Annotated in this window: 21 protein-coding genes and 1 riboswitch; of the genes, 14 read left to right on the forward strand and 7 right to left on the reverse strand. The window is 61.2% G+C overall.

Translation table 11 applies throughout. From position 1 onward, the window contains the following. Positions 1-109: 109 nt before the first annotated feature. From AC1DWG_RS14800 to AC1DWG_RS14815, 4 genes are all read right to left on the reverse strand, one after another. On the reverse strand, positions 110-1,078 hold the full coding sequence (locus tag AC1DWG_RS14800; RefSeq protein ID WP_477787943.1) for a metal ABC transporter ATPase: 969 nt from the start codon (positions 1,076-1,078) through the stop codon (positions 110-112). Between the two features lie 32 nt (positions 1,079-1,110). Then, a complete protein-coding gene (locus AC1DWG_RS14805) occupies positions 1,111-1,923 on the reverse strand; it encodes an aldo/keto reductase (protein ID WP_477760290.1) in 813 nt (270 codons plus the stop codon). After that, positions 1,920-3,095: an NAD(P)/FAD-dependent oxidoreductase gene (locus AC1DWG_RS14810; protein ID WP_477763684.1), complete on the reverse strand. Its 1,176-nt coding sequence runs from the start codon at positions 3,093-3,095 to the stop codon at positions 1,920-1,922. The genes AC1DWG_RS14805 and AC1DWG_RS14810 overlap by 4 nt, the downstream gene beginning before the upstream one ends. 147 nt (positions 3,096-3,242) lie before the next feature. Next, the gene (locus AC1DWG_RS14815; RefSeq protein ID WP_007977444.1) at positions 3,243-3,575 is read right to left on the reverse strand and encodes a DMT family transporter; all 333 of its coding nucleotides are present in this window, start codon (positions 3,573-3,575) and stop codon (positions 3,243-3,245) included. Positions 3,576-3,678: 103 nt separating this feature from the next. On the opposite strand from AC1DWG_RS14815, the gene AC1DWG_RS14820 reads away from it, so the two are divergent. Both AC1DWG_RS14820 and waaA read left to right on the forward strand, forming a co-directional pair. Beyond that, the gene (locus tag AC1DWG_RS14820) at positions 3,679-4,581 is read left to right on the forward strand and encodes a LysR family transcriptional regulator (protein WP_477753922.1); all 903 of its coding nucleotides are present in this window, start codon (positions 3,679-3,681) and stop codon (positions 4,579-4,581) included. An 11-nt stretch (positions 4,582-4,592) separates the two neighbouring features. Continuing rightward, positions 4,593-5,870, forward strand: a complete 1,278-nt coding sequence (gene waaA, locus AC1DWG_RS14825) for a lipid IV(A) 3-deoxy-D-manno-octulosonic acid transferase (RefSeq protein ID WP_477787944.1) — start codon at positions 4,593-4,595, stop codon at positions 5,868-5,870. A 100-nt stretch (positions 5,871-5,970) separates the two neighbouring features. Here the strand turns inward: waaA and AC1DWG_RS14830 are convergent, their stop codons facing one another. Then, on the reverse strand, positions 5,971-7,410 hold the full coding sequence (locus AC1DWG_RS14830) for a TolC family outer membrane protein (protein ID WP_477763683.1): 1,440 nt from the start codon (positions 7,408-7,410) through the stop codon (positions 5,971-5,973). Between the two features lie 204 nt (positions 7,411-7,614). Further along, positions 7,615-7,720: riboswitch (TPP riboswitch) on the forward strand. 165 nt (positions 7,721-7,885) lie between these two features. Between AC1DWG_RS14830 and thiC the strand changes: the two genes are divergently transcribed. Continuing rightward, positions 7,886-9,775 (forward strand): phosphomethylpyrimidine synthase ThiC, encoded by a 1,890-nt coding sequence (gene thiC / locus AC1DWG_RS14835; protein WP_477787945.1) that lies wholly within the window; start codon positions 7,886-7,888, stop codon positions 9,773-9,775. A gap of 151 nt (positions 9,776-9,926) precedes the next feature. Next, entirely contained in the window at positions 9,927-11,219 is a 1,293-nt protein-coding gene (gene cytX, locus AC1DWG_RS14840; protein WP_477787946.1) for a putative hydroxymethylpyrimidine transporter CytX, read from the forward strand. Here the strand turns inward: cytX and AC1DWG_RS14845 are convergent. Next, positions 11,188-11,934, reverse strand: a complete 747-nt coding sequence (locus AC1DWG_RS14845) for an RsiV family protein (RefSeq protein WP_477760288.1) — start codon at positions 11,932-11,934, stop codon at positions 11,188-11,190. The genes cytX and AC1DWG_RS14845 overlap by 32 nt on opposite strands. Positions 11,935-12,160: 226 nt before the next feature. On the opposite strand from AC1DWG_RS14845, the gene AC1DWG_RS14850 reads away from it, so the two are divergent. The 9 genes from AC1DWG_RS14850 (at position 12,161) to AC1DWG_RS14890 (ending at position 21,435) form a co-directional block, all read left to right on the forward strand. After that, positions 12,161-12,778 carry an NUDIX domain-containing protein gene (locus tag AC1DWG_RS14850; RefSeq protein WP_015093209.1) on the forward strand — a complete coding sequence of 206 codons (618 nt, stop codon included), beginning with the start codon at positions 12,161-12,163 and terminating at the stop codon, positions 12,776-12,778. Then, positions 12,769-13,221: a DUF1249 domain-containing protein gene (locus AC1DWG_RS14855; RefSeq protein WP_007977461.1), complete on the forward strand. Its 453-nt coding sequence runs from the start codon at positions 12,769-12,771 to the stop codon at positions 13,219-13,221. Before AC1DWG_RS14850 ends, AC1DWG_RS14855 begins: the two co-directional genes overlap by 10 nt. Before the next feature lie 112 nt (positions 13,222-13,333). Continuing rightward, entirely contained in the window at positions 13,334-14,149 is an 816-nt protein-coding gene (cpdA, locus tag AC1DWG_RS14860; protein ID WP_477753916.1) for a 3',5'-cyclic-AMP phosphodiesterase, read from the forward strand. A 48-nt stretch (positions 14,150-14,197) separates the two neighbouring features. Continuing rightward, positions 14,198-14,806, forward strand: a complete 609-nt coding sequence (locus tag AC1DWG_RS14865; protein WP_477763680.1) for a YqiA/YcfP family alpha/beta fold hydrolase — start codon at positions 14,198-14,200, stop codon at positions 14,804-14,806. Between the two features lie 50 nt (positions 14,807-14,856). Beyond that, entirely contained in the window at positions 14,857-16,761 is a 1,905-nt protein-coding gene (parE, locus tag AC1DWG_RS14870) for a DNA topoisomerase IV subunit B (RefSeq protein ID WP_477763679.1), read from the forward strand. Next, on the forward strand, positions 16,761-17,750 hold the full coding sequence (locus AC1DWG_RS14875; protein WP_477787947.1) for an esterase-like activity of phytase family protein: 990 nt from the start codon (positions 16,761-16,763) through the stop codon (positions 17,748-17,750). The genes parE and AC1DWG_RS14875 overlap by 1 nt, the downstream gene beginning before the upstream one ends. Beyond that, the gene (locus AC1DWG_RS14880; RefSeq protein ID WP_477753912.1) at positions 17,747-18,271 is read left to right on the forward strand and encodes a retropepsin-like aspartic protease family protein; all 525 of its coding nucleotides are present in this window, start codon (positions 17,747-17,749) and stop codon (positions 18,269-18,271) included. The genes AC1DWG_RS14875 and AC1DWG_RS14880 overlap by 4 nt, the downstream gene beginning before the upstream one ends. A gap of 7 nt (positions 18,272-18,278) precedes the next feature. Then, positions 18,279-20,546: a DNA topoisomerase IV subunit A gene (gene parC, locus AC1DWG_RS14885; protein WP_477787948.1), complete on the forward strand. Its 2,268-nt coding sequence runs from the start codon at positions 18,279-18,281 to the stop codon at positions 20,544-20,546. 175 nt (positions 20,547-20,721) lie between these two features. Next, positions 20,722-21,435, forward strand: a complete 714-nt coding sequence (locus AC1DWG_RS14890) for a PqiC family protein (protein ID WP_477763676.1) — start codon at positions 20,722-20,724, stop codon at positions 21,433-21,435. Positions 21,436-21,710: 275 nt separating this feature from the next. Here the strand turns inward: AC1DWG_RS14890 and AC1DWG_RS14895 are convergent, their stop codons facing one another. Further along, on the reverse strand, positions 21,711-23,234 hold the full coding sequence (locus tag AC1DWG_RS14895; RefSeq protein WP_477753909.1) for an AhpA/YtjB family protein: 1,524 nt from the start codon (positions 23,232-23,234) through the stop codon (positions 21,711-21,713). Between the two features lie 135 nt (positions 23,235-23,369). Between AC1DWG_RS14895 and serB the strand changes: the two genes are divergently transcribed. After that, positions 23,370-24,584: a phosphoserine phosphatase SerB gene (gene serB, locus AC1DWG_RS14900; RefSeq protein ID WP_108218400.1), complete on the forward strand. Its 1,215-nt coding sequence runs from the start codon at positions 23,370-23,372 to the stop codon at positions 24,582-24,584. Positions 24,585-24,654: the final 70 nt, after the last annotated feature.

Consider the following 24,654-nt stretch of genomic DNA (forward strand, 5'->3'; position numbering starts at 1 on the left):
GAGCTGGCGTAGCCTGCGATCTTTTCCGGTAGCCTGGGGATCGTAAAATCAAAAGATCGCAGCCTGCGGCAGCTCCTACATGGAGTACGCAGGCTGCGATCTTTTGCGTTTAAGAGCTTACCTTTTTACGCGGCACAATTTTCTTCAGCAGTTGCTTGGCCTTGCCGCGCAACCGCGCCAGGCCTGAATCCTTCCCTGGCGGGGTCAGACCCTGCTGCCTCACCCAGTCCTTCCAGCGAATTCGCTCGTCGCGAACCAGCCAGCCTTCCTGTTGGGCGAAACTCTCGGCCAGGTATAGTCCGCGCGTGCTGGCCGGGTACAGCTGATCCTTTTTCAAGGTGTAGAGCTCAGCCATCGGGTGGCCGTCCTGCAAGGGCATCAAGTACAGATCGGGGCGCTTGCGGTCGAGGCGGGCGACGAGTTGATCGCCTTCCAGTCTTTCATCGACATGGAACAGGCTCAGGGATTTGGCTTCCCTGGGAACGTCCAGGCGCAAGTCGTAAATCAGTTGCAGTGACGCCGTTGGCAAATGCACGTAAGCCCGCGGGCGCTCTATCAGCATCAGGTTGGCGCAACGTACCGGCCGCGCCGAGCCGGACAGTGGCGACAAGCGAAACGGCAGGGCTTCACGGTAATGCAGGGCGGCCGAGTAGGGCGTCGGCAGCCAGGTGTCATTGAACCGCCCACCGAGCCAGCCTTCCGGAGTTTCCAGCAGACATTCTTCGGCAATTTCCTGGATCGCCGTGTGCAAGGGCAGGTTCAGCTCATGGGCCGGCACGTAGCCGGAGATCAGCTTGAGCACCACATCGCCACGGTCCTGCCGGCGTTGGCGCACCAGCACCCAATAATCGCGATTCTGCCAATGCAGGGTCAGGCGCACCGAAACCCCGAGGTTGGCCAGCTCCAGGGCAAACCGTTCGCTGTCGCCGACCGTCACCGGCCGACGACGTTGCAGGGTCTGGGAGAAATTCAGCGGCCTGCCGACGCTCTGATAAGTCAGGCCTTCGGGGGTCGCTTCGACGAATAACGGCAGGGTCTTGAAGTTGCTCGGGTTCTTTCTGATGAGCGTACGCGACATGTCGGCTCCTGCTTAAGGCCGCGTGGGCGGCGTCAGTGGCTACGTAGGACCTGGGCAACGGTCGCGACATTGTGGGCGAGGTGCAGCGGATTGATGGTCCCGACAATAGCACTGGCAACACCCGGATGTTCAAACAACAATTCGAAACTGGCGCGCACCGGATCCACGCCCGGACTCAGGCAGACATGACCACTGGCGAGGGCTTTCTTGACCAGAATGGCTTTGCCGTGTGCAGCAGCATAGTCAATGACGGCCTTCTCGTTTTGTTCGTTCAGATTGTAGGTGACCATCGCGCAGTCGCCTTGCTCCAGTGCCTTCAGGCCACCGTCGACGGTTTTGCCGGAAAAGCCGAAACCGCGAATCTTGCCTTCGGCCTTGAGCGCGGCGAGGGTCTCGTAGACTTCGCAGTCATTGAGGATCGCCAGGTCGTTACCATCGGAGTGCACCAGCACCAGGTCGATGAAGTCCGTTTCAAGACGTTGCAGGCTGCGTTCCACCGACATTCGAGTGTGTGCGGCGCTGAAATCGTGACGGGACTGGCCGTTGGCAAACTCTTCACCGACCTTGCTGACAATCACCCAATCCTGACGCTGACCGCGCAGCAACGGGCCGAGGCGTTCTTCGCTGCGACCATAGGCCGGGGCGGTGTCGATCAGGTTGATGCCCAGGTCGCGGGTGAGTTTGAGCAGCATGCGCGCTTCAACGTCATCGGGAATCCGGAAGCCGTTGGGGTACTTCACCCCTTGGTCGCGGCCCAGTTTCACCGTGCCCAGGCCCAAGGGTGAAACCATCAGGCCGGTACTGCCCAGCGGGCGATGCCGGTCGTGCAGGGTCGGTTGGCTCATGGCAGCAGTTGCTCCCAGGCCGGTACGCCCATCGGCGGCTTCGGCAGTTCAGGCAATGCTGCCGGGTGGCTTGGCTGGATACCGTCGCGGGTCAGGCTGGCGATCACGCGGTCGGCGAAGTCCGGCGCCAGGGCGAGCTTGGTCGGCCAGCCCACCAGCAGGCGGCCTTCCTCGGCCACAAAGGCGTTGTCGGGACGCGTCAGGCCTGATTGCAGCGGTTCGGCGCGATCCACGCGCAAGGTCGCCCATTGCACCGTGCTCAGGTCGATCCATGGCAGCAATTGGCCGAGTTCTTTCTGTGCGGTGGCGATCTGTTCGGCGGGCTCACGGGCCACGCCTTCAGATTCCGCGATATCGCCGCCCAGGTACCAGACCCATTGGCCATCCGCCGCCGGGTGCGTGGTCACGGTGATACGCGGTTTGGTGCCGCCACCCAGGCAATGGGCGTAAAGCGGTTTGAGGCTCGGCCCCTTGGCGATGATCATGTGCAACGGACGGCGCTGCATGGCGGGCTGGCTCAGACCCAGTGCTTCAAGCAATGCCGCCGTCCCGGCACCGGCGCTCAGGACGATGCGCTGGGCACGGATTTCGCGCTCATCCACCTTCAGGCCGACCAGCACGCCACCTTCCAGCAACGGCTCGATTCTCTGCCCGGCGAGCAAACCATCTCCCGCCAGATCGGCCAGGCGCTGGATCAGGCTCGGCACATCGACCACCAGTTCCGCCAGGCGATAGACCTTGCCCCTGAAGCGCTTGTCTTGCAGGGCTGGCGGCAATTGCTCGCCCTTGACCTGATCGACGCGACCGCGCACGGCCTTGCTGGCAAAGAAACTGGTGAGGTTGCCGGCAAGGGTGCCGGGGGACCACAAGTAATGGGCTTCGGACAGCAGGCGCACGCCGGACAGATCCAGCTCGCCATTCCCTGCCAATGCTTCACGCCAACGGCGCGGCATGTCGGCGATGGCTTCCGAGGCGCCAGTCAAGGCGCCATGCAGCGCGTATTTGGCGCCGCCGTGGATGATGCCCTGGGACTTCACACTCTGCCCGCCGCCGAGGCTGGCACTTTCCACCAGCACGGTCGAAAAACCCTGGCGGCGCAGGCGCGCGTTCAGCCAGAGGCCGGCGACACCAGCGCCGACAATCAGAACGTCGGTGGAAATAACGGATGGCATGCAGCGACCTCTGTGTTCAAGACGAGGGCGCAGTATACAGATTCATGGATTGGAGCTGAGACGGGAAAAGGATCGCAGCCTGCGGCAGCTCCTACAGGTGGGCTCGGTCTGCCTTTGTAGGAGCTGCCGCAGGCTGCGATCTTTTTATCAATGCCCGGCCGTCTTGGAGAAGAGCTGGATGACCACGACGCCCAGCACAATCAACGCCATCCCCAGCATCGCCGGCACGTCCAGCTTCTGCCCATAGATAAACAGCGCTGCAACGCTGACCATCACGATCCCCATGCCGGCCCACACGGCGTACGCCACGCCCACCGGAACGCTGCGCACCACCAGGGTCAGCATCCAGAAGGCAATGCCGTAGCCGAGGATGACCAGCACCAGCGGCAGTGGGGTGCTGAGGCCCTTGACGGCTTTCATCGAAACAGTGGCAATCACTTCGGCGCAGATGGCAATGGCCAGGTAGTAGTAAGCGGTCATGGGTCAATCCTCGTGTGAAGTGTTGCTCTCTGAGGTCGGCATTCTAGAGATTCGCCAGATGCGGTAAAGTCATTACCTATCTGTTTTGAAGATGGGTTGAGCCATGAGCATGCAATGGAATCTGGAGCAGCTGCAGTTGTTTGTCAGCGTAGCGGAGCAGCGTTCGTTTTCTGCCGTGGCGCGGGATCAGCGCAAGGCGCAGTCGGCGGTCAGCAGTTCGATAGCGTTGCTGGAAGAAGACCTGGGTGTCAGCCTGTTCGACCGTAGCAGCGGGCGTCAACCGAAGCTCACTGAAGCCGGTACCGCTTTGCTGGACGAAGCGCGGGAGGTGTTGCGCCAGTGCGAACGGCTAAACGGGCGGGCATTGGCGATGATGCGCGGCCAGGAGGCACGACTGCGTGTGGCGCAGGATGAAGCGATGCCTTATCAGCCGATCATCGAAAGCTTCGAGGCCCTGGCGGACAAATTCCCCAGTCTTGAAGTGCAACTGACCAGCGCCGCCCAAGGCGAAGTCGCGCGCAAGCTGGTGGAGCGGCGTGCCGATCTTGGGCTGCTGTTCTTTCACGATCAGATTCCCGAGGCACTTGAACGGCGGGTGCTGGGCAGCGTGGAAATGGTCACGGTGTGCGGCAAGGATCATCCGTTGGCGCGTAAAGGCGCAGTGGACAGCCAACAATTGGCGCAACATCGGCAGTTGCTGATGTCCACGGAGTCGAGCATTTATCCCGGCAGTGATCCCGCCAGCCCGCAAGTCTGGCGCGCCGACAGTTTCTATGTGATGGCCGAATGGCTGGTGCGTGGCCTCGGCTGGGCCTGGTTGCCACGCCACGTGGTGCAGTACCCGACTTATCAGAATCAGATGGTCGAACTGGTCAGCGAATGGACCCCGCCGGCCCTGGTGGTGGAGCTGGTATGGCGCCGGGATGAGCCGCTCGGTCCGGCCGCGCGCTGGCTCGCCGAACGTTTTGCCGTGCACTTGCAGACGATTGGCGAAAAAAGCCGATAAACTCCGCCGCCATGAATAGAACTCTCTACACCGCGCTGTTTTATCTGGGGCTGCCATTGGTAGCGATTCGGCTTTGGCTGCGCGCACGCAAGGCGCCTGCCTATGCCAGGCGCATCGGCGAACGCTTTTCCTACGGGATGCCGACGATGAAACCGGGCGGCATCTGGGTGCACGCTGTGTCGGTGGGCGAAAGCATTGCTGCCGCGCCGATGATCCGCGCCTTGCTGGCGCGTTATCCGAATCTGCCGATCACCGTGACCTGCATGACCCCGACCGGTTCGGAACGCATCCAGGCACTGTTCGCCAATGAGCCGCGTATCCAGCACTGTTATCTGCCCTATGACCTGCCTTGCGCTGCCCGGCGTTTCCTCGATCGGGTCCAGCCGCAACTGGCGGTGATCATGGAAACCGAGCTGTGGCCCAACCATATCCATCAATGTGCCAAACGCGGGATTCCCGTGGCGTTGGCCAATGCGCGGCTGTCCGAGCGTTCGGCCAGGGGATACGGCCGGTTCCCCAGGCTGACCCAGCCGATGCTGGCCGAGATGAGCCTGTTCGCGGTGCAGACCGAAGCCGAAGCCCGACGCTTGCGCGATCTCGGCGCGCGAGTGGAAACCGTCGAAGTGACCGGATCGATCAAGTTCGACCTGACCATCGACCCGCAACTGCTTGAGCGCGCCAGCCAATTGCGCGGGCAATGGCAGGCGCTGGAACGACCGGTGTGGATCGCGGCCAGTACCCATGACGGCGAAGACGAGGTGGTGCTGGCGGCCCATCGTCAGTTGCTGACCACTCACCCCGATGCCTTGCTGATTCTGGTGCCGCGTCATCCGGAACGCTTCAATTCGGTGTACGGGTTGTGCCAGCAACAAGGTTTTTCCACGGTCCGGCGTTCCAGCGGCGATGCGATCAGTGCGAATACGTCGGTGCTGCTGGGCGACACCATGGGCGAGTTGCTGTTTCTCTACGCCCTGGCGGACAGTGCATTCGTCGGCGGCAGCCTGGTGCCGAATGGCGGGCATAACTTGCTGGAGCCGGCGGCTCTGGCTAAACCGGTATTGAGCGGGCCGCATCTTTTCAACTTCCTCGAAATCGCCGCGCAGTTGCGCAGTGCCGGGGCGTTGCAGGAGGTGGAGGATGCCGAAGGGCTGGCGGTGGCGGTGCAACGGCTGTTCGAACTGCCGCGAGATGCGCAGCGCATGGCAGAGGCCGGGTTGAACGTGATGCGCGCCAATCAGGGTGCATTGCAGCGGTTGCTGGACGGGTTGGGGCGGTTGATCGAGCGTTAGACCGAATGGTCGGACAGAAAAAGATCGCAGCCTGCGGCAGCTCCTGCACGGGATTGATGTTCATCCTGTAGGAGCTGCCGCAGGCTGCGATCTTTTGCTTTTACTGATCAGGTCTCGCTTTCAACTGCTCAGCCGCAGCCTTGGCCAGATCCGGTGGCAGGAAATCCTTGTCCGGGTTGTAGTTGGGATTGAGCCAGCGTGCCAGGGTTTGCAGATCCCCGGGATTCAACGTACCGGCCTGTTGCTTCAAGCGCAGGTTGTCGAGGATGTAGTCGTAGCGGGTGTTGTTGTAGTCGCGCACCGAGGTGTAGAGCGAGCGCTGCGCATCCAGCACGTCGACGATGTTTCGCGTACCCACCTGATAGCCGATTTCAGTCGCTTCCACCGCGCTCTGGTTGGAGATGATCGATTGCTTGCGCGCCTGTACCTGCTCGACATCGGTGTTCACCGCCCGGTGCAGGTCACGGGTGTTTTCCACGATGCTGCGGCGCAGGGATTCGCGTTGCTGCTCGGTCTGGTCCAATTGTGCATAGGACTGACGCACCTGAGAGTTGATCAAACCACCACTGTAGATCGGGATGTTCAGTTGCAGGCCAACGGTCGTTTGCTCGACGTTGCCACCGTACGGCAGGGGCTGGTTGTTCGGGTTGCTGAAGCCCAGTGCGTCGTTGTCGCCTTTCTCGTACTTGGCTATCGCGTCAACCGTTGGCAAGTGCCCGGACTTGCGTTGCTTGAGGGTCTGCTCGGCGGCGCTGACGGCATAGTTGCTGGCCAACAGATTGAGGTTCTGCCTGCCCGCCGTTTCGACCCAGGCCTTGGCGTCGTTCGGTACTGGCGGCAGGATCGGCAAGTTATGGCTGATGCCCCAGATCGAGTTGTACTGGCGATTGGTCAGGGTGATCAATGCTTCAAAGGCGTCGTCCACCTGGCGCTGCGCAACAATGCGGTTGGCACGTGCGGTGTCGTAGCTGGCTTGTGAGTTCAATACGTCGGTCTTGTCCGAGAGACCAACATCGAAACGCTCGTTGGATTGATCGAGCTGGCGTTTGAACGCCGCTTCTTCGGCCTTGGTCGAGGCCAGGTTGTCCTGGGTGCGCAGCACGTTGAAATAGCTGTCAGCGGTTTGCAGGATCAGGTTTTGCTCGGTCGCCGAGAGTTGCAGGGCGGCCTGTTCGTTGACTTCCTTGGCGGCCTGGAACTGGAACCAGCGATCAGCCCGGAACAGCGGCTGCGCCAAAGTGGCCTGGTAGGAATGAGCATCGCGGTTGGACGTGGCGGACGGCTGATCGAGATCCGTACGCACCTCGGAAATATTCGCGCCGCCCGAGAGGTTCGGCAGCAGCCCGGCGCGGGCCTGGGGTACGACTTCCTTCTGCGCGCCGTATTGGGCGATGGCAGCCGCCAGATCGGCGTTGTTGTTGACGGCTTCCTGATAAACGCTGACCAGGTCCGTCTTGGTCGATAAGGGCGCATCTGCTGCCCAGGCCATTCCGTTGGACGCACAAGACACGGCAAGGGCCAGTGAGAGTTTGCGCAGCATAGACGATCCCTAGAATTGATATTACGAAGGTAATTTGAGCGCCAAGGCTAAGGCCCCGCTTTGACAGCGTCAATGCCGGCTCAGCGTAGCGAGTGTAGTTGTGCATTGGGGCTGCAACAATCCTGATACTGCGTGTAATTACGCCATTCATCATGGTATTTGCCGTGGGGTTGGCGTTCTTTGCCAGTTGTGTCTAGACTGGCCGGGTTCTTGTCGGGGTGCCTTGCTATGAGGCTGAGATCGAATAATTTCGGATCCCGTTGAACCTGATCAGGTTAGCGCCTGCGTAGGGAACAAGATTTCTCGTCACCCGGCGAGTCCTCTTGTGCTTCGTCCGGGATGTTGTTCGACAATCGAACACCCCTCGAGCACTGAGCACAGCACAGCTGGTTTTCCCAGCGCCCGTGCGTCCATTCGTTTACAGGTTCGCTCCGACAAAAATCCACTGCCTGGATGTGTGTCTGGAGAGCCCGTGATGACTACAAAAGCAAAAATCGCCACCAACCTGAGTGACTCGGCCAAGGTCGATCAGCAATCGGTTCAGCCGTTTACCCGCTCGCAAAAAATCTATGTTCAGGGCACTCGCCCGGACATCCTCGTGCCGATGCGCGAAATCAGCCTCGACGTGACGCCGACCGACTTCGGCGGCGAGGTCAACGCACCGGTGGTGGTGTATGACACTTCGGGCCCGTACACCGACCCCAATATCATCATCGATGTGCGCAAAGGCCTGGCCGACGTGCGTTCGCCGTGGATCGAATCCCGCGGCGATACCGAGCGCCTGAGCGGCCTGAGCTCGAATTTCGGCCAGGAGCGCCTTGCCGATCCGGAGCTGACCAAGCTGCGCTTCGCCCACGTCAACAACCCGCGCCGCGCCAAACCGGGTGCCAACGTCAGCCAGATGCACTACGCCCGCAAAGGCATCATCACCGCGGAGATGGAATACGTCGCCATCCGCGAAAACATGAAGCTCGAAGTGGCCCGCGCCGCCGGCCTGCTGGACCAGCAACACGCCGGCCACAGCTTCGGCGCCAGCGTGCCGAAAATCATCACCCCGGAATTCGTCCGTGACGAAATCGCCCGTGGCCGTGCGATCATTCCGGCCAACATCAACCACACCGAACTGGAACCGATGATCATCGGCCGTAACTTCCTGGTGAAGATCAACGGCAACATCGGCAACAGTGCCTTGGGTTCGTCCATCGAAGAAGAAGTGGCGAAACTGACCTGGGGCATTCGCTGGGGTTCGGACACGGTCATGGACTTGTCCACCGGCAAGCACATCCACGAAACTCGCGAATGGATCATCCGTAACTCGCCGGTGCCGATCGGTACCGTGCCGATCTATCAGGCACTGGAGAAGGTCAATGGCGTCGCCGAAGACCTGACCTGGGAGCTGTTCCGCGACACGCTGATCGAACAGGCCGAGCAGGGCGTCGACTACTTCACCATCCACGCTGGCGTGTTGCTGCGCTACGTGCCGATGACCGCCAAGCGCGTGACCGGCATCGTCTCCCGTGGCGGTTCGATCATGGCCAAGTGGTGCCTGGCGCACCACAAAGAGAACTTCCTCTACACCCATTTCGAAGACATCTGCGAAATCATGAAGGCCTACGACGTCAGCTTCTCGCTGGGCGATGGCCTGCGTCCGGGCTCGATTGCCGACGCCAACGACGAAGCGCAGTTCGGTGAACTGGAGACCCTCGGCGAGCTGACCAAGATCGCCTGGAAGCACGACGTGCAGTGCATGATCGAAGGCCCGGGCCACGTGCCGATGCAGTTGATCAAAGAGAACATGGACAAGCAGCTGGAGTGCTGCGACGAGGCGCCGTTCTACACCCTCGGCCCGCTGACCACCGACATCGCGCCGGGCTACGACCACATCACCTCCGGCATCGGTGCGGCGATGATCGGCTGGTTCGGTTGCGCCATGCTCTGCTACGTGACGCCGAAGGAGCACCTGGGTCTGCCGAACAAGGATGACGTGAAGACCGGGATCATCACCTACAAGATCGCCGCGCATGCCGCCGATCTGGCGAAGGGGCACCCGGGCGCACAGATCCGCGACAATGCCTTGAGCAAGGCGCGTTTCGAATTCCGTTGGGAAGACCAGTTCAACCTGGGCCTCGATCCGGACACCGCCCGTTCGTATCACGATGAAACCCTGCCGAAGGATTCGGCCAAGGTCGCGCACTTCTGCTCGATGTGCGGGCCGAAATTCTGCTCGATGAAAATCACCCAGGAAGTCCGCGAGTATGCGGCCAACCAACGGATCGAAGCGGTCGACGTGGACGTCGCCCAGGGCATGGCCGAACAGGCCGAGCGCTTCAAGCAGGAAGGCAGTCAGCTTTACCAGAAAGTTTGATCTGACCTGAAAGGGTGGGKCCTGCACAGGCCCCATCGCCAGCAGGCTGGCTCCCACATTGGATCTGTGGCGTTCACATGTCCCCTGTGGGAGCCAGCCTGCTGGCGATAGCGATCTACACAACAACAAATGCCCCTCTGAGATAACACCCTTGAGCATTCAACCCAGCACTTATTCCCCTGACATCGCGGTGCCGACCGACAAACGTGTCTTCGGTGGCCGCGACCTGTTTTCCTTGTGGTTCTCCCTCGGCATCGGCCTGATGGTGTTGCAAACCGGTGCATTGCTGGCACCGGGCCTGGGCCTCTCCGGTTCATTGCTGGCGATTTTTCTGGGCACCCTGGTCGGCGTTCTGCTGCTGGCGGCGGTCGGGGTGATCGGTAGTGACACCGGCCTGTCGTCGATGGCCGCGCTCAAGCTCAGCCTCGGCGTCAAGGGCGCGAGCCTGCCGGCGGTGCTGAACCTGCTGCAATTGATCGGCTGGGGTTCGTTCGAAATCATCGTCATGCGCGATGCCGCCAGCCTGCTGGGTGCGAAGGCCTTCAGCGAAGGCAGTCTGCTGTCGAATCCGCTGATCTGGACGCTAGTCTTCGGCGCCCTGGCGACTCTGTTGGCGGTCAGCGGTCCGCTGACTTTCGTCCGGCAGATCCTGCGCAAATGGGGTATCTGGCTGTTGCTGGCCGCCTGCACCTGGCTGACCTGGAACCTGTTCGCCAAGGCCGACCTGGCCGCGTTGTGGGCCCAGGCCGGTGACGGTTCGATGCCGTTTGCCGTGGGTTTCGACATCGCCATTGCCATGCCGCTGTCGTGGTTGCCGCTGATCGCCGACTACTCGCGCTTTGGCAAGCGGGCGAAAAATGTCTTCGGTGGCACCGCCATCGGTTTCTTCATCGGTAATTTCTGGCTGATGAGCCTGGGCGTGGCCTACACCCTGGCGTTCGCGCCGAGCGGTGAAGTCAATGCCTTGCTACTGGCGCTGGCCGGGGCCGGCCTGGGGATTCCGCTGCTGCTGATTCTGCTGGATGAATCGGAAAACGCCTTTGCCGATATTCACTCGGCGGCGGTGTCCAGCGGGATTCTGCTGCGCGCCAAAGTCGAACACCTGGCCCTGGCCATCGGCGTTATCTGCACGCTGATTGCCTTGCTGGCGCCGTTGGCCCAGTACCAGAACTTCCTGCTGCTGATCGGTTCAGTGTTTGCGCCGTTGTTCGGCGTGGTGCTGGTTGACCACTTCATCCTGCGCAAGCGTAGCGCCCAGGTGGCCTCGGCCGCATTGCGCTGGCCGGCACTGCTCGCCTGGCTGGGCGGGGTCAGCACCTATCATTTGTTGGCCAACCTGTATCCGGATGTCGGTGCAACCCTGCCGGCACTGGTAGTGGCAGGGTTGCTCCAGCTAGTGCTGGGCCGGGCCTTCAGTTACGGCCGGGAAACAGTTCGGGCTTGATGATGCCGTTCAGGCGAGGGTAGGGGATCTTCAGTTCGACGTGGCCCAGCGCGTAAGGCGCGATGGTGCTGGTTTCGTACTTGAGGATCACCCCACCGTAGGTCAGCGCCACGTTCCGGGTTTTCTGGAACGGCCAGCTCTTCACGAACTCCGGTTCCTGATCGAGTTTGGTGCTGATCAACCAGCTGTTGTGCGCCACCTGCGCGGCTTTCCAGAACGCGTCTTCCTGTCCTGGCACCAGCATGTCCGACAACGTCAGCACTTTATGCTGCTGGCGCGAATAGTTGATGAAACCTCGACCTGCGGTGCCGTGGTCACCGCCGGTGTCCAGGTAGCTGGACAATTCGACTATCACCAAGCCGTCATGCTGCTCACGTACCTTCGCCTGCAGATAACTGCTGTTGCGTGGGCCGGCGGTGCGCAAAAATTCTTCGCGATAGGCCGCCAGGGTCGGAGCGACCGGCGCGTCGGGCGAGGTGCGGGTCATTTGCAGCAGGCGTTTTTCGATGATGCCGTCCAGTGCAGGCTCGGCCGGAAAGTGCAGGGTGTCGATGTTGACCAGCGGGCAATCCGGGTTGCTGCAACCGGGCTTGAGTTGCTCGGAGGCATCGCGGGTGGTTTCCAGCGGCGTCCGGTAGTTGGGCTGGAACAGGCTCGCGCAAGCGCCCAGGGTCAGGGCGATAGCGGCCACGGAGGCGATTTTGAAAAGCGACATGAGCGTCCTTTCTGAAACAGGGGAAGGCAAAAAGTTACCGGCTTCGACTCTCAACAAAGCAGTCAGTTCGCCACTAAGCTAATTAGAGTGGGTTTCGCCCTCACCGTCCATCCCGCTGACGGGAAAGGGGCTGCATCAAACGTCACGGGCGCGTTAGGATGGCGCGAAGTCGAGGCCCAGGAAAAAAAGCAGCCTCGAACAGGATTTGCAGTAAAAGAGGATTGTCATGACGGATTTTGCCAACGCCATTCCGACCGCCGTTGATATCGTGCGGCGCGAAAAGTGCTACGAGGGCTTCTACAAACTCGAACGCGTGCACTTGCGCCACGAATTGTTCGCCGGGGGCATGAGCCGCGAGATCAATCGTGAAGTGTTCGTTCGCCATGACGCGGTCTGCATGCTGCCATACGATCCGCAGCGCGATGAAGTGGTGCTGATCGAGCAGTTTCGCGTCGGTGCCATGGGCAAGACCGACAATCCGTGGCTGATCGAACTGGTCGCTGGTCTGATCGACAAGGATGAAGTGCCGGAAGCAGTTGCTCACCGCGAAGCGCAGGAGGAAGCTGGGCTGGAAATCGGGGCGCTCTGGCCGATGCTCAAATACTTTCCATCGCCGGGCGGCAGCAACGAATTCGTGCATCTGTACCTGGGGCGTTGCGACACTACCGGGGTTGGCGGCCTGCATGGGCTGGAGGAAGAGGCAGAAGATATTCGCGTCACGGTCTGGGCTTTCGAAGATGCCCTGCAAGCCGTACGCGATGGACGTATTGCCAACGCGGCGAGCATCATTGCCTTGCAATGGCTGGCTTTGAACCGCGTTGAAGTGAGGGGGTTATGGTCGTAAACAAGCTGCGCGATCGCTATCGGGTGGACCTGGTGGGGCTGCAAGCGTCCTGCGAGGCGAACTACGCACGCCTGATGCGACTGCTGCCGGACATGCGCAGCGAGCCTGCCGCGCGGCGCATCGCCGTGACCCATGGCGACCAGATGCTCGGCGTACTGGCGCTGGAAGTGCTGCTGACCTGTCCTTACACCACGACCCTGCAAGTGCGTCAGGAACACAGCCTGCCCTGGCTGCCGGTGCCGCAACTGGAAGTGCAGGTCTATCACGACGCGCGCATGGCCGAAGTGGTCAGCGCCGAACATGCACGACGCTTTCGCGGCATCTATCCTTACCCGAACGCCTCGATGCACCAGCCGGACGAAAAGGCCCAGTTGAACATGTTTCTGGGCGAATGGCTGAGCCATTGCCTGGCGCTGGGGCATGAATACGAAGTAGTACGTTAGTTGTGAAGCGCAGTTGTGAACTATGTCAGGTTCACAGGTTTCCCCTTTCGATCGTCCCCCAGCATAATTGCGGCACTTACCCATCCCCGTGATCACGCCCTGGGAGAACGCCTTGCCGAGCGTATCCACATTGACCACCGCCGATCCGGCGTTGCTGGTGCAACTCTCCGACAGCCATCTGTTTGCCGAAGCGGACGGCGCGTTGCTGGGCATGAATACCCGCGACAGCCTGCAGAAGGTCATCGAGCTGGTGCGCGCGCAACAGCCGCAGATTGACTTGATCCTGGCAACGGGTGATCTGTCCCAGGACGGGACGCTGGAGTCCTACCGGCAATTTCGTGACATGACGCGCCAGCTCGATGCGCCGGCGCGCTGGATTCCCGGTAATCACGATGAGCCGCAGATCATGGCCGAGGCCGCGGTGCAGAGTGCTTTGCTCGAACCGGTGGTGGATATCGGCAACTGGCGGGTCACGTTGCTTGATTCGGCCGTGCCAGGCTCGGTGCCGGGTTATTTGGAGGATGAACAGTTGCAGCTGCTCGCCCGCGCGTTGAGCGAAGCGCCGGAGCGTCATCATCTGGTGTGCTTCCACCATCACCCGGTTTCGATTGGTTGCGCGTGGATGGAGCCTATCGGTCTGCGCAATCCCGAGGCGTTTTTTGAAGTGCTGGATCGTTTTCCACAAGTGCGCGCCGTGCTGTGGGGACATGTGCACCAGGAAATCGATCAATTACGTAACGGCGTGCGTCTGATCGCCTCGCCCTCGACTTGCATCCAGTTCGAACCGGGCAGCGAGGATTTCAAGGTCGGCGAACAGGCACCGGGCTATCGCTGGTTGCGACTGCTGCCCGACGGGCGGCTGGAAACCGGGGTGGAGCGGGTCACCGGGTTCGATTTCACTGTGGATTACGGTTCCAACGGCTACTGATAAATCCCGTAAACTCCGCCTCTTTTAGCCGACGCACAGGGAACTCAAATGTCCGGTTCGATCCTTTATGTCCACGGCTTCAACAGCTCGCCGTTGTCGAAGAAGGCCTGCCAGTTGATCGACGTGATGGAGCGCTTGGGCCTGAGCGAACACTTGCGCGTTCCAGCGTTGCACCATCACCCGCGCCAGGCTATTGCTCAACTGGAGCAGGCGATTGCCGAGCTGGGGCGGCCACTGCTGGTCGGCAGCTCGCTCGGCGGCTACTATGCCACTCACTTGGCCGAGCGCCTTGGCTTGAAAGCCCTGTTGATCAACCCTGCCGTCAGCCCGCACCGGATGTTCGACGGCTTTCTGGGGACACAGAAAAACCTGTATACCGAAGAGACCTGGGAAATGACCCACGACCACGTGGCGGCCCTGGCCGAACTGGAAGTGCCGGTGCCCCAGGATCCACAGCGTTATCAGGTATGGTTGCAGACCGGGGACGAAACGCTGGACTATCGCCTCGCCCAGCAGTATTACCGGGCCTGTGCCTTGCGCATTCAGGCCGGCGGCGACCACAGTTTCCAGGGTTTTGCCACGCAACTGCCGGCCATGCTGAGTTTTGCCGGCATTGGCGCCGATTTGTATCAGGCAATCGATTTCACCGCATTGTGAGCGATAGCCCCATGAATTCTTTTTTCACCGAACACTGACGACGAGACCCCATGGCCACTCCCAGCGCTAGCTCTTATAACGCAGACGCCATCGAAGTCCTCTCGGGCCTCGACCCGGTGCGCAAGCGCCCCGGCATGTACACCGACACCAGTCGGCCGAACCACCTTGCCCAGGAAGTCATCGACAACAGTGTCGACGAAGCCTTGGCCGGGCATGCCACATCGGTGCAAGTGATCCTGCATGCCGACCATTCCCTGGAAGTCAGCGACGACGGCCGTGGCATGCCGGTGGACATTCACCCCGAGGAAGGTGTTTCGGGCGTCGAGTTGATCCTCACCAAGCTTCATGCCGGTGGCAAGTTTTCCAACAAGAACTACCAGTTCTCCGGCGGTCTGCACGGTGTGGGTATTTCCGTGGTCAACGCCTTGTCCACCGAAGTGCGGGTGCGGGTCAAGCGTGACGGCAACGAATACCAGATGACCTTCAAGGATGGCTACAAGGCCACCGAGCTGGAAATCGTCGGTACGGTCGGCAAGCGCAACACCGGCACCAGCGTGTTCTTCGCACCGGATCCGAAATACTTCGACTCCCCGAAATTCTCCATCAGTCGCCTCAAGCACGTGCTCAAGGCCAAGGCCGTGTTGTGCCCGGGGCTGCTGGTCAGTTTTGAAGACAAGGCCACCGGCGAGAAAGTCGAATGGCATTACGAAGACGGCCTGCGTTCCTACCTGGTGGATGCGGTCAGCGAATTCGAGCGCCTGCCGGACGAGCCGTTCTGCGGTAGCCTGGCCGGTAATAAAGAAGCGGTGGATTGGGCGCTGCTGTGGCTGCCCGAAGGTGGCGACGCGGTCCAGGAAAGCTACGTCAACCTGATCCCGACAGCCCAGGGCGGCACCCACGTCAACGGTTTGCGTCAAGGCCTGCTCGACGCCATGCGTGAATTCTGCGAATTCCGCAGCCTGCTGCCGCGTGGCGTGAAGCTGGCGCCGGAAGACGTCTGGGAGCGCATTGCCTTCGTGCTGTCGATGAAGATGCAGGAACCGCAATTCTCCGGCCAGACCAAGGAGCGGCTGTCTTCTCGTGAAGCGGCGGCGTTCGTCTCCGGTGTGGTCAAGGATGCGTTCAGCCTGTGGCTCAATGCCAACCCGGAAACCGGCATGCTGCTGGCGGAACTGGCGATCAACAACGCCGGCCGTCGCCTCAAGGCCAGCAAGAAGGTCGAGCGCAAACGCATTACCCAAGGCCCGGCGCTGCCAGGCAAGTTGGCTGATTGTGCCGGGCAAGACCCGATGCGTTCCGAACTGTTCCTGGTGGAAGGTGATTCCGCCGGCGGTTCCGCCAAGCAAGCGCGGGACAAGGAATTCCAGGCGATCCTGCCATTGCGCGGCAAGATCCTCAACACCTGGGAAGTCGACGGCAGCGAAGTGCTGGCCAGCCAGGAAGTGCACAACATTGCCGTGGCCATCGGTGTCGATCCGGGCGCGGCGGACATCAGCCAGCTGCGCTACGGCAAGATCTGCATCCTCGCCGACGCCGACTCCGACGGTCTGCACATCGCGACCTTGCTGTGCGCCTTGTTCGTCCAGCATTTCCGCCCATTGGTGGATGCCGGTCACGTCTACGTCGCGATGCCGCCGTTGTACCGCATCGATCTGGGCAAAGAGATCTACTACGCCCTCGATGAAGCCGAACGCGATGGCATCCTCGATCGCCTGGTGGCCGAGAAGAAGCGCGGCAAGCCGCAGGTCACCCGATTCAAGGGCCTGGGTGAAATGAACCCGCCGCAGCTGCGTGAGACCACCATGGACCCGAACACCCGGCGTCTGGTGCAGTTGACCCTGGAAGATTTCGAGGCGACCTCGGAAATGATGGACATGCTGCTGGCGAAGAAGCGCGCCGGCGACCGTAAGACCTGGCTGGAGTCCAAGGGCAACCTGGCCGAGGTTCTGGGCTGATGCGCCTGGGCTTTGCCCTGGCCTGTGGGTTGCTGCTGACGTCGAACATGGTATCCGCCGAGCCGGCGCCACAGTTGCGCCTGTTGTCCGAACATGTCGTCGACGGCATGCGCGGCGGCAACCTGTCCGGGCTGGCGCAGTGCGGCAATGATCTGTGGGCGGTTTCCGACCGCGACGATAATCAGATCTACCGCCTGGATACCAGCGAATCTGTCTGGCAGGCTGAAACGGTGCACATCAACGCACCGCCAGTGCCTGACAGCGGCTTGCCCTGGGGGCTGAAGTCTCGCGTCTGGGGGGCTTCTTTCGTGCGTGGCGGTGATCTGGACTTTGAAGGCATCACCTGCGACAGCGCCGGCAATCGCTACATCGTCAGCGAAGGCCATGCTGCTGTCTTGCAAGTGCCGCCAACGGGGCCCGCCGCCTGGCTGAAGATCTCGCCGATGCTGGTTCGCGAGGCACGGGCCAGAGGCCTGCTGTTGCAGTTCAATGCGTTGTTCGAAGGGCTGGCGGTCAATCCGGCAGGCGATCAGTTGTGGTTCGCCGCCGAGCGGCAAGGCCGCGGACTGCTGATGATCAAGCGCAAACAGACCCTGTGGGATTGCGACGGTGGTTGCGTGCTGCTGAGCGAGGCGGGCATGGAAATGCAGCCCGAGCAGTTTCCCCATGCCAAAGCCGTGCCGCGGGACTTCTCTGACCTGTCACTGTTCAACGGCAAGCTGTTCACCCTTGAACGCAACGCCTACCAAATCTGCCGCCGGGATCCGCAGACGGCCAAGGTCGAGCGCTGCTGGTCGTACGCCGCCGAGTTGTTGCAGGAAAACCGTCGTTATCCACAGAGCTACGGACTGGAAGAAGCGTTGATCGTGGATGCCGATGGCGCCTGGGTCGGTGTCGACAACAATTTTGGCGCGCGTGCCGATGGCGAAGTCCGTCCGGTGGTCTGGCGCTTCGCTGCACCGGAAGGTGGCTGGAGTGCCAAGCCGTGAGACAACAAACCCCAGGGCAGCGCATCGGCCGGGTGTTCATGGTGCTGGCCTGGTGTGCGGCGCTGTTTCTGGCCACGCGGTTTTTCGGCCAGTGGGAAGCGCGTCAGCAAAATCCGAATGTGGTGGTCAGTTCGGAGCAGGGCGAAGGTTTCATTGAGGTGAAACTGGCCAGCAATGTGCAGGGGCATTTTGTCGCCAGCGGTCAGATCAACGGTCAGCCGGTGGACTTCATGCTCGATACCGGGGCGACCGATGTATCGATCCCTCTGGATCTGGCCAGGCGATTGAAGCTCGAAGAAGGATTCGGCGTGACCCTGAGCACGGCCAATGGCCTGAGCCAGGGCTATCGCACCCGTATCGAACGCCTGCAACTGGGCGACATCGTGCTGCGGGATGTACGCGCACTGGTGGCCCCGGGGCTGCATGGCGATCAGGTGTTGCTCGGCATGAGCGCACTGAACAAACTTGAATTTACCCAGCGCGGTGGCACCATGCTGCTGCGCCAGACAACGAACCGATGAGGCCCGCATGAGCGACTCCCTTGATCTCAGCCTGGACGGTGTAGAACGCCGCTCGCTGGCTGACTTCACCGAAAATGCCTACCTCAACTACTCCATGTACGTGATCATGGACCGTGCCCTGCCGCATATCGGCGACGGTCTGAAACCGGTACAGCGCCGCATTATTTATGCGATGAGCGAGTTGGGGCTGGACGCCGATTCCAAGCACAAGAAGTCGGCGCGTACCGTCGGTGACGTGCTCGGCAAGTTCCACCCTCACGGCGATTCGGCCTGCTACGAAGCCATGGTGCTGATGGCCCAGCCGTTCAGCTATCGCTACACGCTGGTCGACGGCCAGGGCAACTGGGGTGCGCCGGATGATCCCAAGTCCTTCGCCGCCATGCGTTACACCGAAGCGCGGTTGTCGCGTTATTCCGAAGTGCTGCTCAGCGAACTGGGCCAGGGCACGGCTGATTGGGGCCCGAACTTCGACGGTACCCTCGACGAACCGCTGGTCTTGCCGGCCCGTCTGCCGAACATTCTGCTCAACGGCACCACCGGTATCGCCGTGGGCATGGCCACCGACGTTCCGCCGCACAACCTGCGGGAAGTCGCCACGGCGTGCGTGCGTTTGCTCGATGAGCCCAAGGCCACGGTCGAACAGCTCTGCGAACACATCCAGGGCCCGGACTACCCGACCGAAGCGGAAATCATCACCCCGCGCGCCGACCTGCTGAAGATCTACGAAACCGGTCGTGGTTCGGTGCGCATGCGTGCCGTGTATCACATTGAAGACGGCGACATCATCGTCACCGCACTGCCGCACCAGGTCTCGGGCGCCAAGGTGCTGGAACAGATCGCCGCGATGATGCAGGCCAAGCCGTCCAAGGCGCCGCAAATTGCCGACTTGCGTGACGAATCCGACCACGAAAACCCGTGCCGGATCGTGATCATTCCGGGCGCGCGGAAAAACTTCGACCACGATGCGCTGATGCAGCACCTGTTCGCCAGCACCGAGCTGGAGTCGAGCTACCGGGTCAACGTCAACATCATTGGCCTGGACGGCAAGCCGCAACTGAAAAACCTGCGGGCGCTGCTGGTCGAATGGCTGGAGTTCCGGGTGCAGACCGTGCGTCGCCGCCTGCAATTCCGCCTCGACAAGGTCGAGCGTCGCCTGCACCTGTTGGACGGTTTGTTGATTGCCTACCTCAACCTGGATGAAGTGATCCACATCATCCGCACCGAGGAGCACCCGAAAGCCGCGCTGATCGAGCGCTTCGCCCTCAGCGAAATCCAGGCCGAATACATCCTCGACACCCGTTTGCGTCAGTTGGCGCGACTGGAAGAGATGAAGCTGCGTGCGGAGCAGGATGAACTGCTCAAGGAGCAAGCCAAGCTGCAAGCCCTGCTCAGCAGCGAAGCCAAGTTGAAAAAACTGGTGCGCAGCGAACTGATCAAGGACGCGGAAACCTACGGCGATGACCGTCGGTCGCCTATTGTCGAGCGCGCCGAAGCCAAGGCCCTGACCGAGCACGATCTGCTGCCGAACGAGAAAGTGACGGTCGTTTTGTCGGAAAAAGGCTGGATTCGCTCCGCCAAAGGCCACGAAATCGACGCCACTGGGCTTTCCTACAAGGCCGGGGACGGATTCAAGGCGCTGGCAGCCGGACGCTCCAACCAGTTCGCGGTGTTTATCGACTCCACCGGCCGCAGTTATTCAGTGGCCGCCCACACCTTGCCGTCGGCCCGTGGCCAGGGCGAACCGCTGACCGGTCGCCTGACGCCACCGCCGGGAGCGAGTTTCGAATGCGTGCTGATGCCGGAAGACGATGCGCTGTATGTGATAGCCTCCGACGCCGGCTACGGTTTTGTGGTCAAGGGTGAAGACCTGCAGGCCAAGAACAAGGCGGGCAAGGCCCTGCTGAGCCTGCCGAACAACGCCAAAGTCATGCTGCCGCGCCCAGTGGCCGATCGTGAGCAGAACTGGCTGGCGTCGGTGACGACCGAAGGTCGCCTGCTGATCTTCAAAATCAGCGACCTGCCACAATTAGGTAAGGGCAAAGGCAACAAGATCATCGGGATTCCCGGTGAGCGAGTGGCCTGTCGCGAAGAGTTCGTGACGGACATCGCTGTATTGCCGGACGGTGCAACATTGGTGTTGCAGGCCGGGAAACGGACCTTGTCACTGAAAGCGGACGACCTCGAACACTACAAGGGTGAACGTGGCCGTCGTGGCAATAAGTTGCCGCGTGGCTTCCAGAGGGTCGATGCGCTGCTCGTCGAAAACCTCAATTAGGCGACTTAGAAGCGCCGATCTACGATTTAACCCGTAGTTCGGCGCTTTGCGCTGGAGTCGGAACGCATATTCACGGATGATATGGCCTTTCAAGCGCCGGCATTGCCGCGCGTTCTTCATATTTATTGAGTATTTTCACTGTGATCAGCCTTTTAGCGATCACTTGGATGGGACGATGACTGCTCTGCGCCTTCCTTTTATTCTTTTGCTCGTCGGCGTTCTTGGCCTGGCGGGTTGCAGCGTTCACCAACCGGTGTCGTTGTATCAACTGGACGCTGGTAGTCCGGTTCAGCCCGCACAGAACGCGGGCATGGCGGTATTGTTGGGGCCGGTCACCGTGGCCGACTACCTGCAACGCGAAACCCTGTTGCAGCGTCAGCTGGATGGCAGCCTGCAAGCCTCGACCGACGGTCGTTGGGCTGGCAGCCTTTCGTCGGATATCGATCAGCTGCTGCTGCGTCAGGTCGCAGGTCGCCTGGACAGCCAGCGCGTGGTGCTGGCCCCGGCGACAGTGGGCTTCACCCCGGACGTTCAGGTACTGCTGACCATCACGCGGCTGGACTCGGGTGAAAAACAACCGGCGGTCCTCGACGCGCAATGGCGCCTGATCGACCGTCGCGGGCAGGTCCGCGACAACCGCATCATCCATTTGCAGGAGCAGCATGCCGGTAGTACGGCGGCTCAGGTCCAGGCTCAGGGTGTGTTGCTGCAACGCCTGGCCGAGCAGCTGTCGGTGGCGCTCAAGCCGCTGGCCAATCAGCCGCCGATCGCCGAGGTCCCGCGCAAGCCGGCAGCCAAGGCGGCAGCACCTGCGGTAGAACAGGAAAAGCAGCCTAAGATCCCGATGGCCGCGCCGGTCCGGACGGATATGGAAGTGTTCCGCTTCTGACCCGGAACTGAAGCTGTTCCCCATACAAAGCCCGCCCTGTGCGGGCTTTGTTGTTTCTGCAGGCCAGGGATTCCTGTCGCCTGTGCTGGCCTCTTCGCTGGCAAGCCAGCTCCTACAGGTTTTACGTCGTTCACAAAGTTGTGGGCTTACACCGATCCTGTAGGAGCTGGCTTGCCAGCGAAAGCGTCAGAGCAGGCAACAAAAAGCCCGCAGACGATCGCTCATCTGCGGGCTTCCAGGTTTAAAGGCTAAAAAATCGCAGCCTTCGGCAGCTCCTACGCCCGACGCTCGTGCATCCGCGCCAATTGCCGTTCAAGCATCGATGGATACGGCTCCATCAACCGTTCCACGCAGCACGCGCCCTCAGGGCTGGCAATCGGGCGGATCCGTGCGCGCTGGCGGATCAAGGCGTCATCACTGATCTTGCGCTCCACCAGCAGCAGGTTGCGGCTGTGTTGCGACAGGGCCAGGGCGTCTTGGGCGGGGTCGGTCAGCAGCAGGTCGATCTGGCTCAGGCCGAACAATTCGTCACCGAGGGTCAGGCCCAGCTGCAATTGCAGGGTGATGCCGCTGTCCGCGACTTCGATCTGCAACTGGTGGCCCAGAGCCCGCAGCAGCTCGCCACAGCAAATGGCGTTGGTCAGGTAATCGTCGCCGCTGTCTTCGGTGTGGAACAGCATCAAGGTGCTGCCATCGTTCAAGGTTTCCACTTCGCCTTGATACAGCGACGCGGCCTGATCGAGGCAGTCGCGATAGCGTTCGAGCAGTTCTTCAAGACGTGCCCGCGGCAGGCGTCGCAGTTGTTCCTGGGAGCCCAGCTGCACTGCCAGCACCGCGCTGTGTTGTGGCACGCTCGGCGTGGCCTGGCGAATGACCGGTTGCGGGTTGCTGCCCAGCGATTCGTCGCGCAGGTCGGCGAACGGGTCTTCATCTTCATCATCGTCGTCTTCGACGGTGCTGACGATCTGCCGTGGCGCTGGCTTGAGCGCCGCTACCGGGCTGCTCTCGTCGAAACTCGGATCGCGCAGGTTGCGGACTTCGAAGGCCGGGTCGGCTTCGTCATCCATGTCGTCGAATTCCGGTTCCGGTTCCGGCACAGGGGCGGGCTCCGGGGCGAAGTTGGCGTGCAGCTGACGCGCCAGGTCGCCGATTTCGTCCTGGCGGTCGGTGGCCGGGGTGTATTCATCGATGTTGCGCAGCCACACCCGCAATTGCAGCAGCGGCGTGGAGAGATAACGCCCCATGCGCAGGCTCAGGGCCAAAGACAGGGCCAGCAGGATGGCGCTCAGAATGCCCATGCTTTGCAGGCTGATGGTCATCGGCTGCTGGAACTGATCCATGTCCAGGCTGATGCGCAGCTGGCCAGCCGTCACGTCCTGAAAAGTGATCTTGCTCTGGTAGATGCCCTCGGCTTCGCCCAGCAGGCCGTGTTTGGGGCGCTGACCGGCTTCGGCAAGGATGCGGTTATCCATGCTGTAGATGGCTGCATGCGCCACCAGCTTGTTCTTGGTCAGGTTGTTGAGCAGCACGTTGAGGCTGAGGATGTCGTTGGACACCAACAGCTCGGTGGCCGAGGTGGCCGTCTGCGTGGTCAGGCTTTCGCCCAGCGCATCCGCCTGCTCGTGCATGGCCTGCTTGAACTGCAAGCCCATCACACCGGCATAGATGACCAGGGCCAGGGCGACCAGGATCACGTTATGGCTGGCGATGCGCAATGCAATCGGTACACGGCGGTGGCGCAGTGCCCGGAAGATCAGCAGGAAGAAGTTGTCGGTTTTTACTGGCGTGGGCCGGTTCACTTGAGCTCGGCTCTTTTGTCCGTGAAGTTGACGCGCAGTATAGCGACAGGCCCTAGGCCGTCAAAGCGCTCACGGTGCCCGATGGTCACTGAAAGTGGGTAGAATGCGTTTTTTTTCCACCTGCGGGGGTGCGCCTTGCGCGAAATCGTCCTGATAAACATCACGGGAGTCGACCGTCCGGGTCTGACTGCGGCCATTACCGGCGTTCTGGCCCAGGGTGGTGTGAACATTCTCGACATCGGTCAGGCGGTGATCCACGACACCTTGTCGTTCGGCATCCTGGTTGAAATTCCCGACACCGAACAAGGCAAGTCCGTGCTCAAGGACATCCTGTTCAAGGGGTACGAGCTCGATCAACAGGTGCGTTTCACGCCGGTGTCCGAAGAGGATTACCAGCAGTGGGTCGGCAACCAGGGTAAAAAACGCCACATCGTGACCCTGTTGACCCGCAAGGTGACAGCCGGGCAGTTGCAGGCCGTGAGTTCGATCACCGCCAAATATGGCCTGAACATTGATCACATCGATCGTCTGTCCGGACGTATGCCGCTGGACACCCCGGCCGACAAGGGCAAGGGCTGCATCGAGTTCTCCGTGCGTGGCGAGGCGGCTGATCCGCAGGCGCTGCGTGCCGAATTCCTCAGCGTTGCCCAGGAACTGAACGTCGACATCGCCTTCCAGGAAGATTCGCTGTTCCGGCGCAACCGTCGCCTGGCGGTGTTCGATATGGATTCAACGCTGATCGAAGCCGAAGTGATCGATGAACTGGCCAAGGCGGCCGGTGTGGGTGACAAGGTTTCGGAAATCACCGAACGGGCGATGGCCGGTGAGCTGGATTTTCGCGCCAGCTTCAAGGAGCGCCTGGCCTTGCTCAAAGGTCTGGACGTCAATGTGCTGGATTCCATCGGTGCCTCGCTGCGCCTGACCGAAGGCGCCGAAACCCTGTTCGCTGAACTCAAGCGCCTGGGTTACAAGACTGCGATTCTGTCGGGCGGCTTCACCTACTTCGCCAAGCAATTGCAGGCCAAGCTGGGTATCGACTACGTGTTTGCCAACGAACTGGAAGTGGTCGACGGCAAAGTCACCGGCGTGGCGGTCGAGCCGATTGTCGATGCGCAGCGCAAGGCCGATTTGCTGAAGGAACTGGCGCACAAGGAAGGTTTGCGCTTGGAGCAGACCATCGCGGTCGGCGACGGTGCCAACGACCTGCCGATGCTGGCAATTGCCGGGTTGGGCGTGGCATTCCGTGCCAAGCCGCTGGTGAAACAGTCGGCCAAGCAGGCGATTTCGACCCTTGGGCTGGACGGCGTGCTGTATCTGCTGGGCTTCCGCGATCGCGACGGGCAGCTCTAAACGCATAAGCCCGTAGGAGCTGGCTTGCCAGCGAAGGCGGTGTATCAGATACACCGCGTTGGCACATTCG

The organism is Pseudomonas sp. P4_B3 (genome assembly GCF_056402295.1).

Coding starts and splice junctions, on each gene's coding strand:
- waaA (WP_477787944.1), top strand. CDS start 4,593: ATGAATAGAACTCTCTACACCGCGCTGTTTTATCTGGGGCTGCCATTG.
- AC1DWG_RS14820 (WP_477753922.1), top strand. CDS start 3,679: ATGAGCATGCAATGGAATCTGGAGCAGCTGCAGTTGTTTGTCAGCGTA.
- AC1DWG_RS14875 (WP_477787947.1), top strand. CDS start 16,761: ATGCGCCTGGGCTTTGCCCTGGCCTGTGGGTTGCTGCTGACGTCGAAC.
- parC (WP_477787948.1), top strand. CDS start 18,279: ATGAGCGACTCCCTTGATCTCAGCCTGGACGGTGTAGAACGCCGCTCG.
- thiC (WP_477787945.1), top strand. CDS start 7,886: ATGACTACAAAAGCAAAAATCGCCACCAACCTGAGTGACTCGGCCAAG.
- AC1DWG_RS14890 (WP_477763676.1), top strand. CDS start 20,722: ATGACTGCTCTGCGCCTTCCTTTTATTCTTTTGCTCGTCGGCGTTCTT.
- AC1DWG_RS14805 (WP_477760290.1), bottom strand. CDS start 1,923: ATGAGCCAACCGACCCTGCACGACCGGCATCGCCCGCTGGGCAGTACC.
- AC1DWG_RS14830 (WP_477763683.1), bottom strand. CDS start 7,410: ATGCTGCGCAAACTCTCACTGGCCCTTGCCGTGTCTTGTGCGTCCAAC.
- AC1DWG_RS14845 (WP_477760288.1), bottom strand. CDS start 11,934: ATGTCGCTTTTCAAAATCGCCTCCGTGGCCGCTATCGCCCTGACCCTG.
- AC1DWG_RS14855 (WP_007977461.1), top strand. CDS start 12,769: ATGGTCGTAAACAAGCTGCGCGATCGCTATCGGGTGGACCTGGTGGGG.
- AC1DWG_RS14810 (WP_477763684.1), bottom strand. CDS start 3,095: ATGCCATCCGTTATTTCCACCGACGTTCTGATTGTCGGCGCTGGTGTC.
- parE (WP_477763679.1), top strand. CDS start 14,857: ATGGCCACTCCCAGCGCTAGCTCTTATAACGCAGACGCCATCGAAGTC.
- AC1DWG_RS14800 (WP_477787943.1), bottom strand. CDS start 1,078: ATGTCGCGTACGCTCATCAGAAAGAACCCGAGCAACTTCAAGACCCTG.
- AC1DWG_RS14850 (WP_015093209.1), top strand. CDS start 12,161: ATGACGGATTTTGCCAACGCCATTCCGACCGCCGTTGATATCGTGCGG.
- AC1DWG_RS14815 (WP_007977444.1), bottom strand. CDS start 3,575: ATGACCGCTTACTACTACCTGGCCATTGCCATCTGCGCCGAAGTGATT.
- AC1DWG_RS14865 (WP_477763680.1), top strand. CDS start 14,198: ATGTCCGGTTCGATCCTTTATGTCCACGGCTTCAACAGCTCGCCGTTG.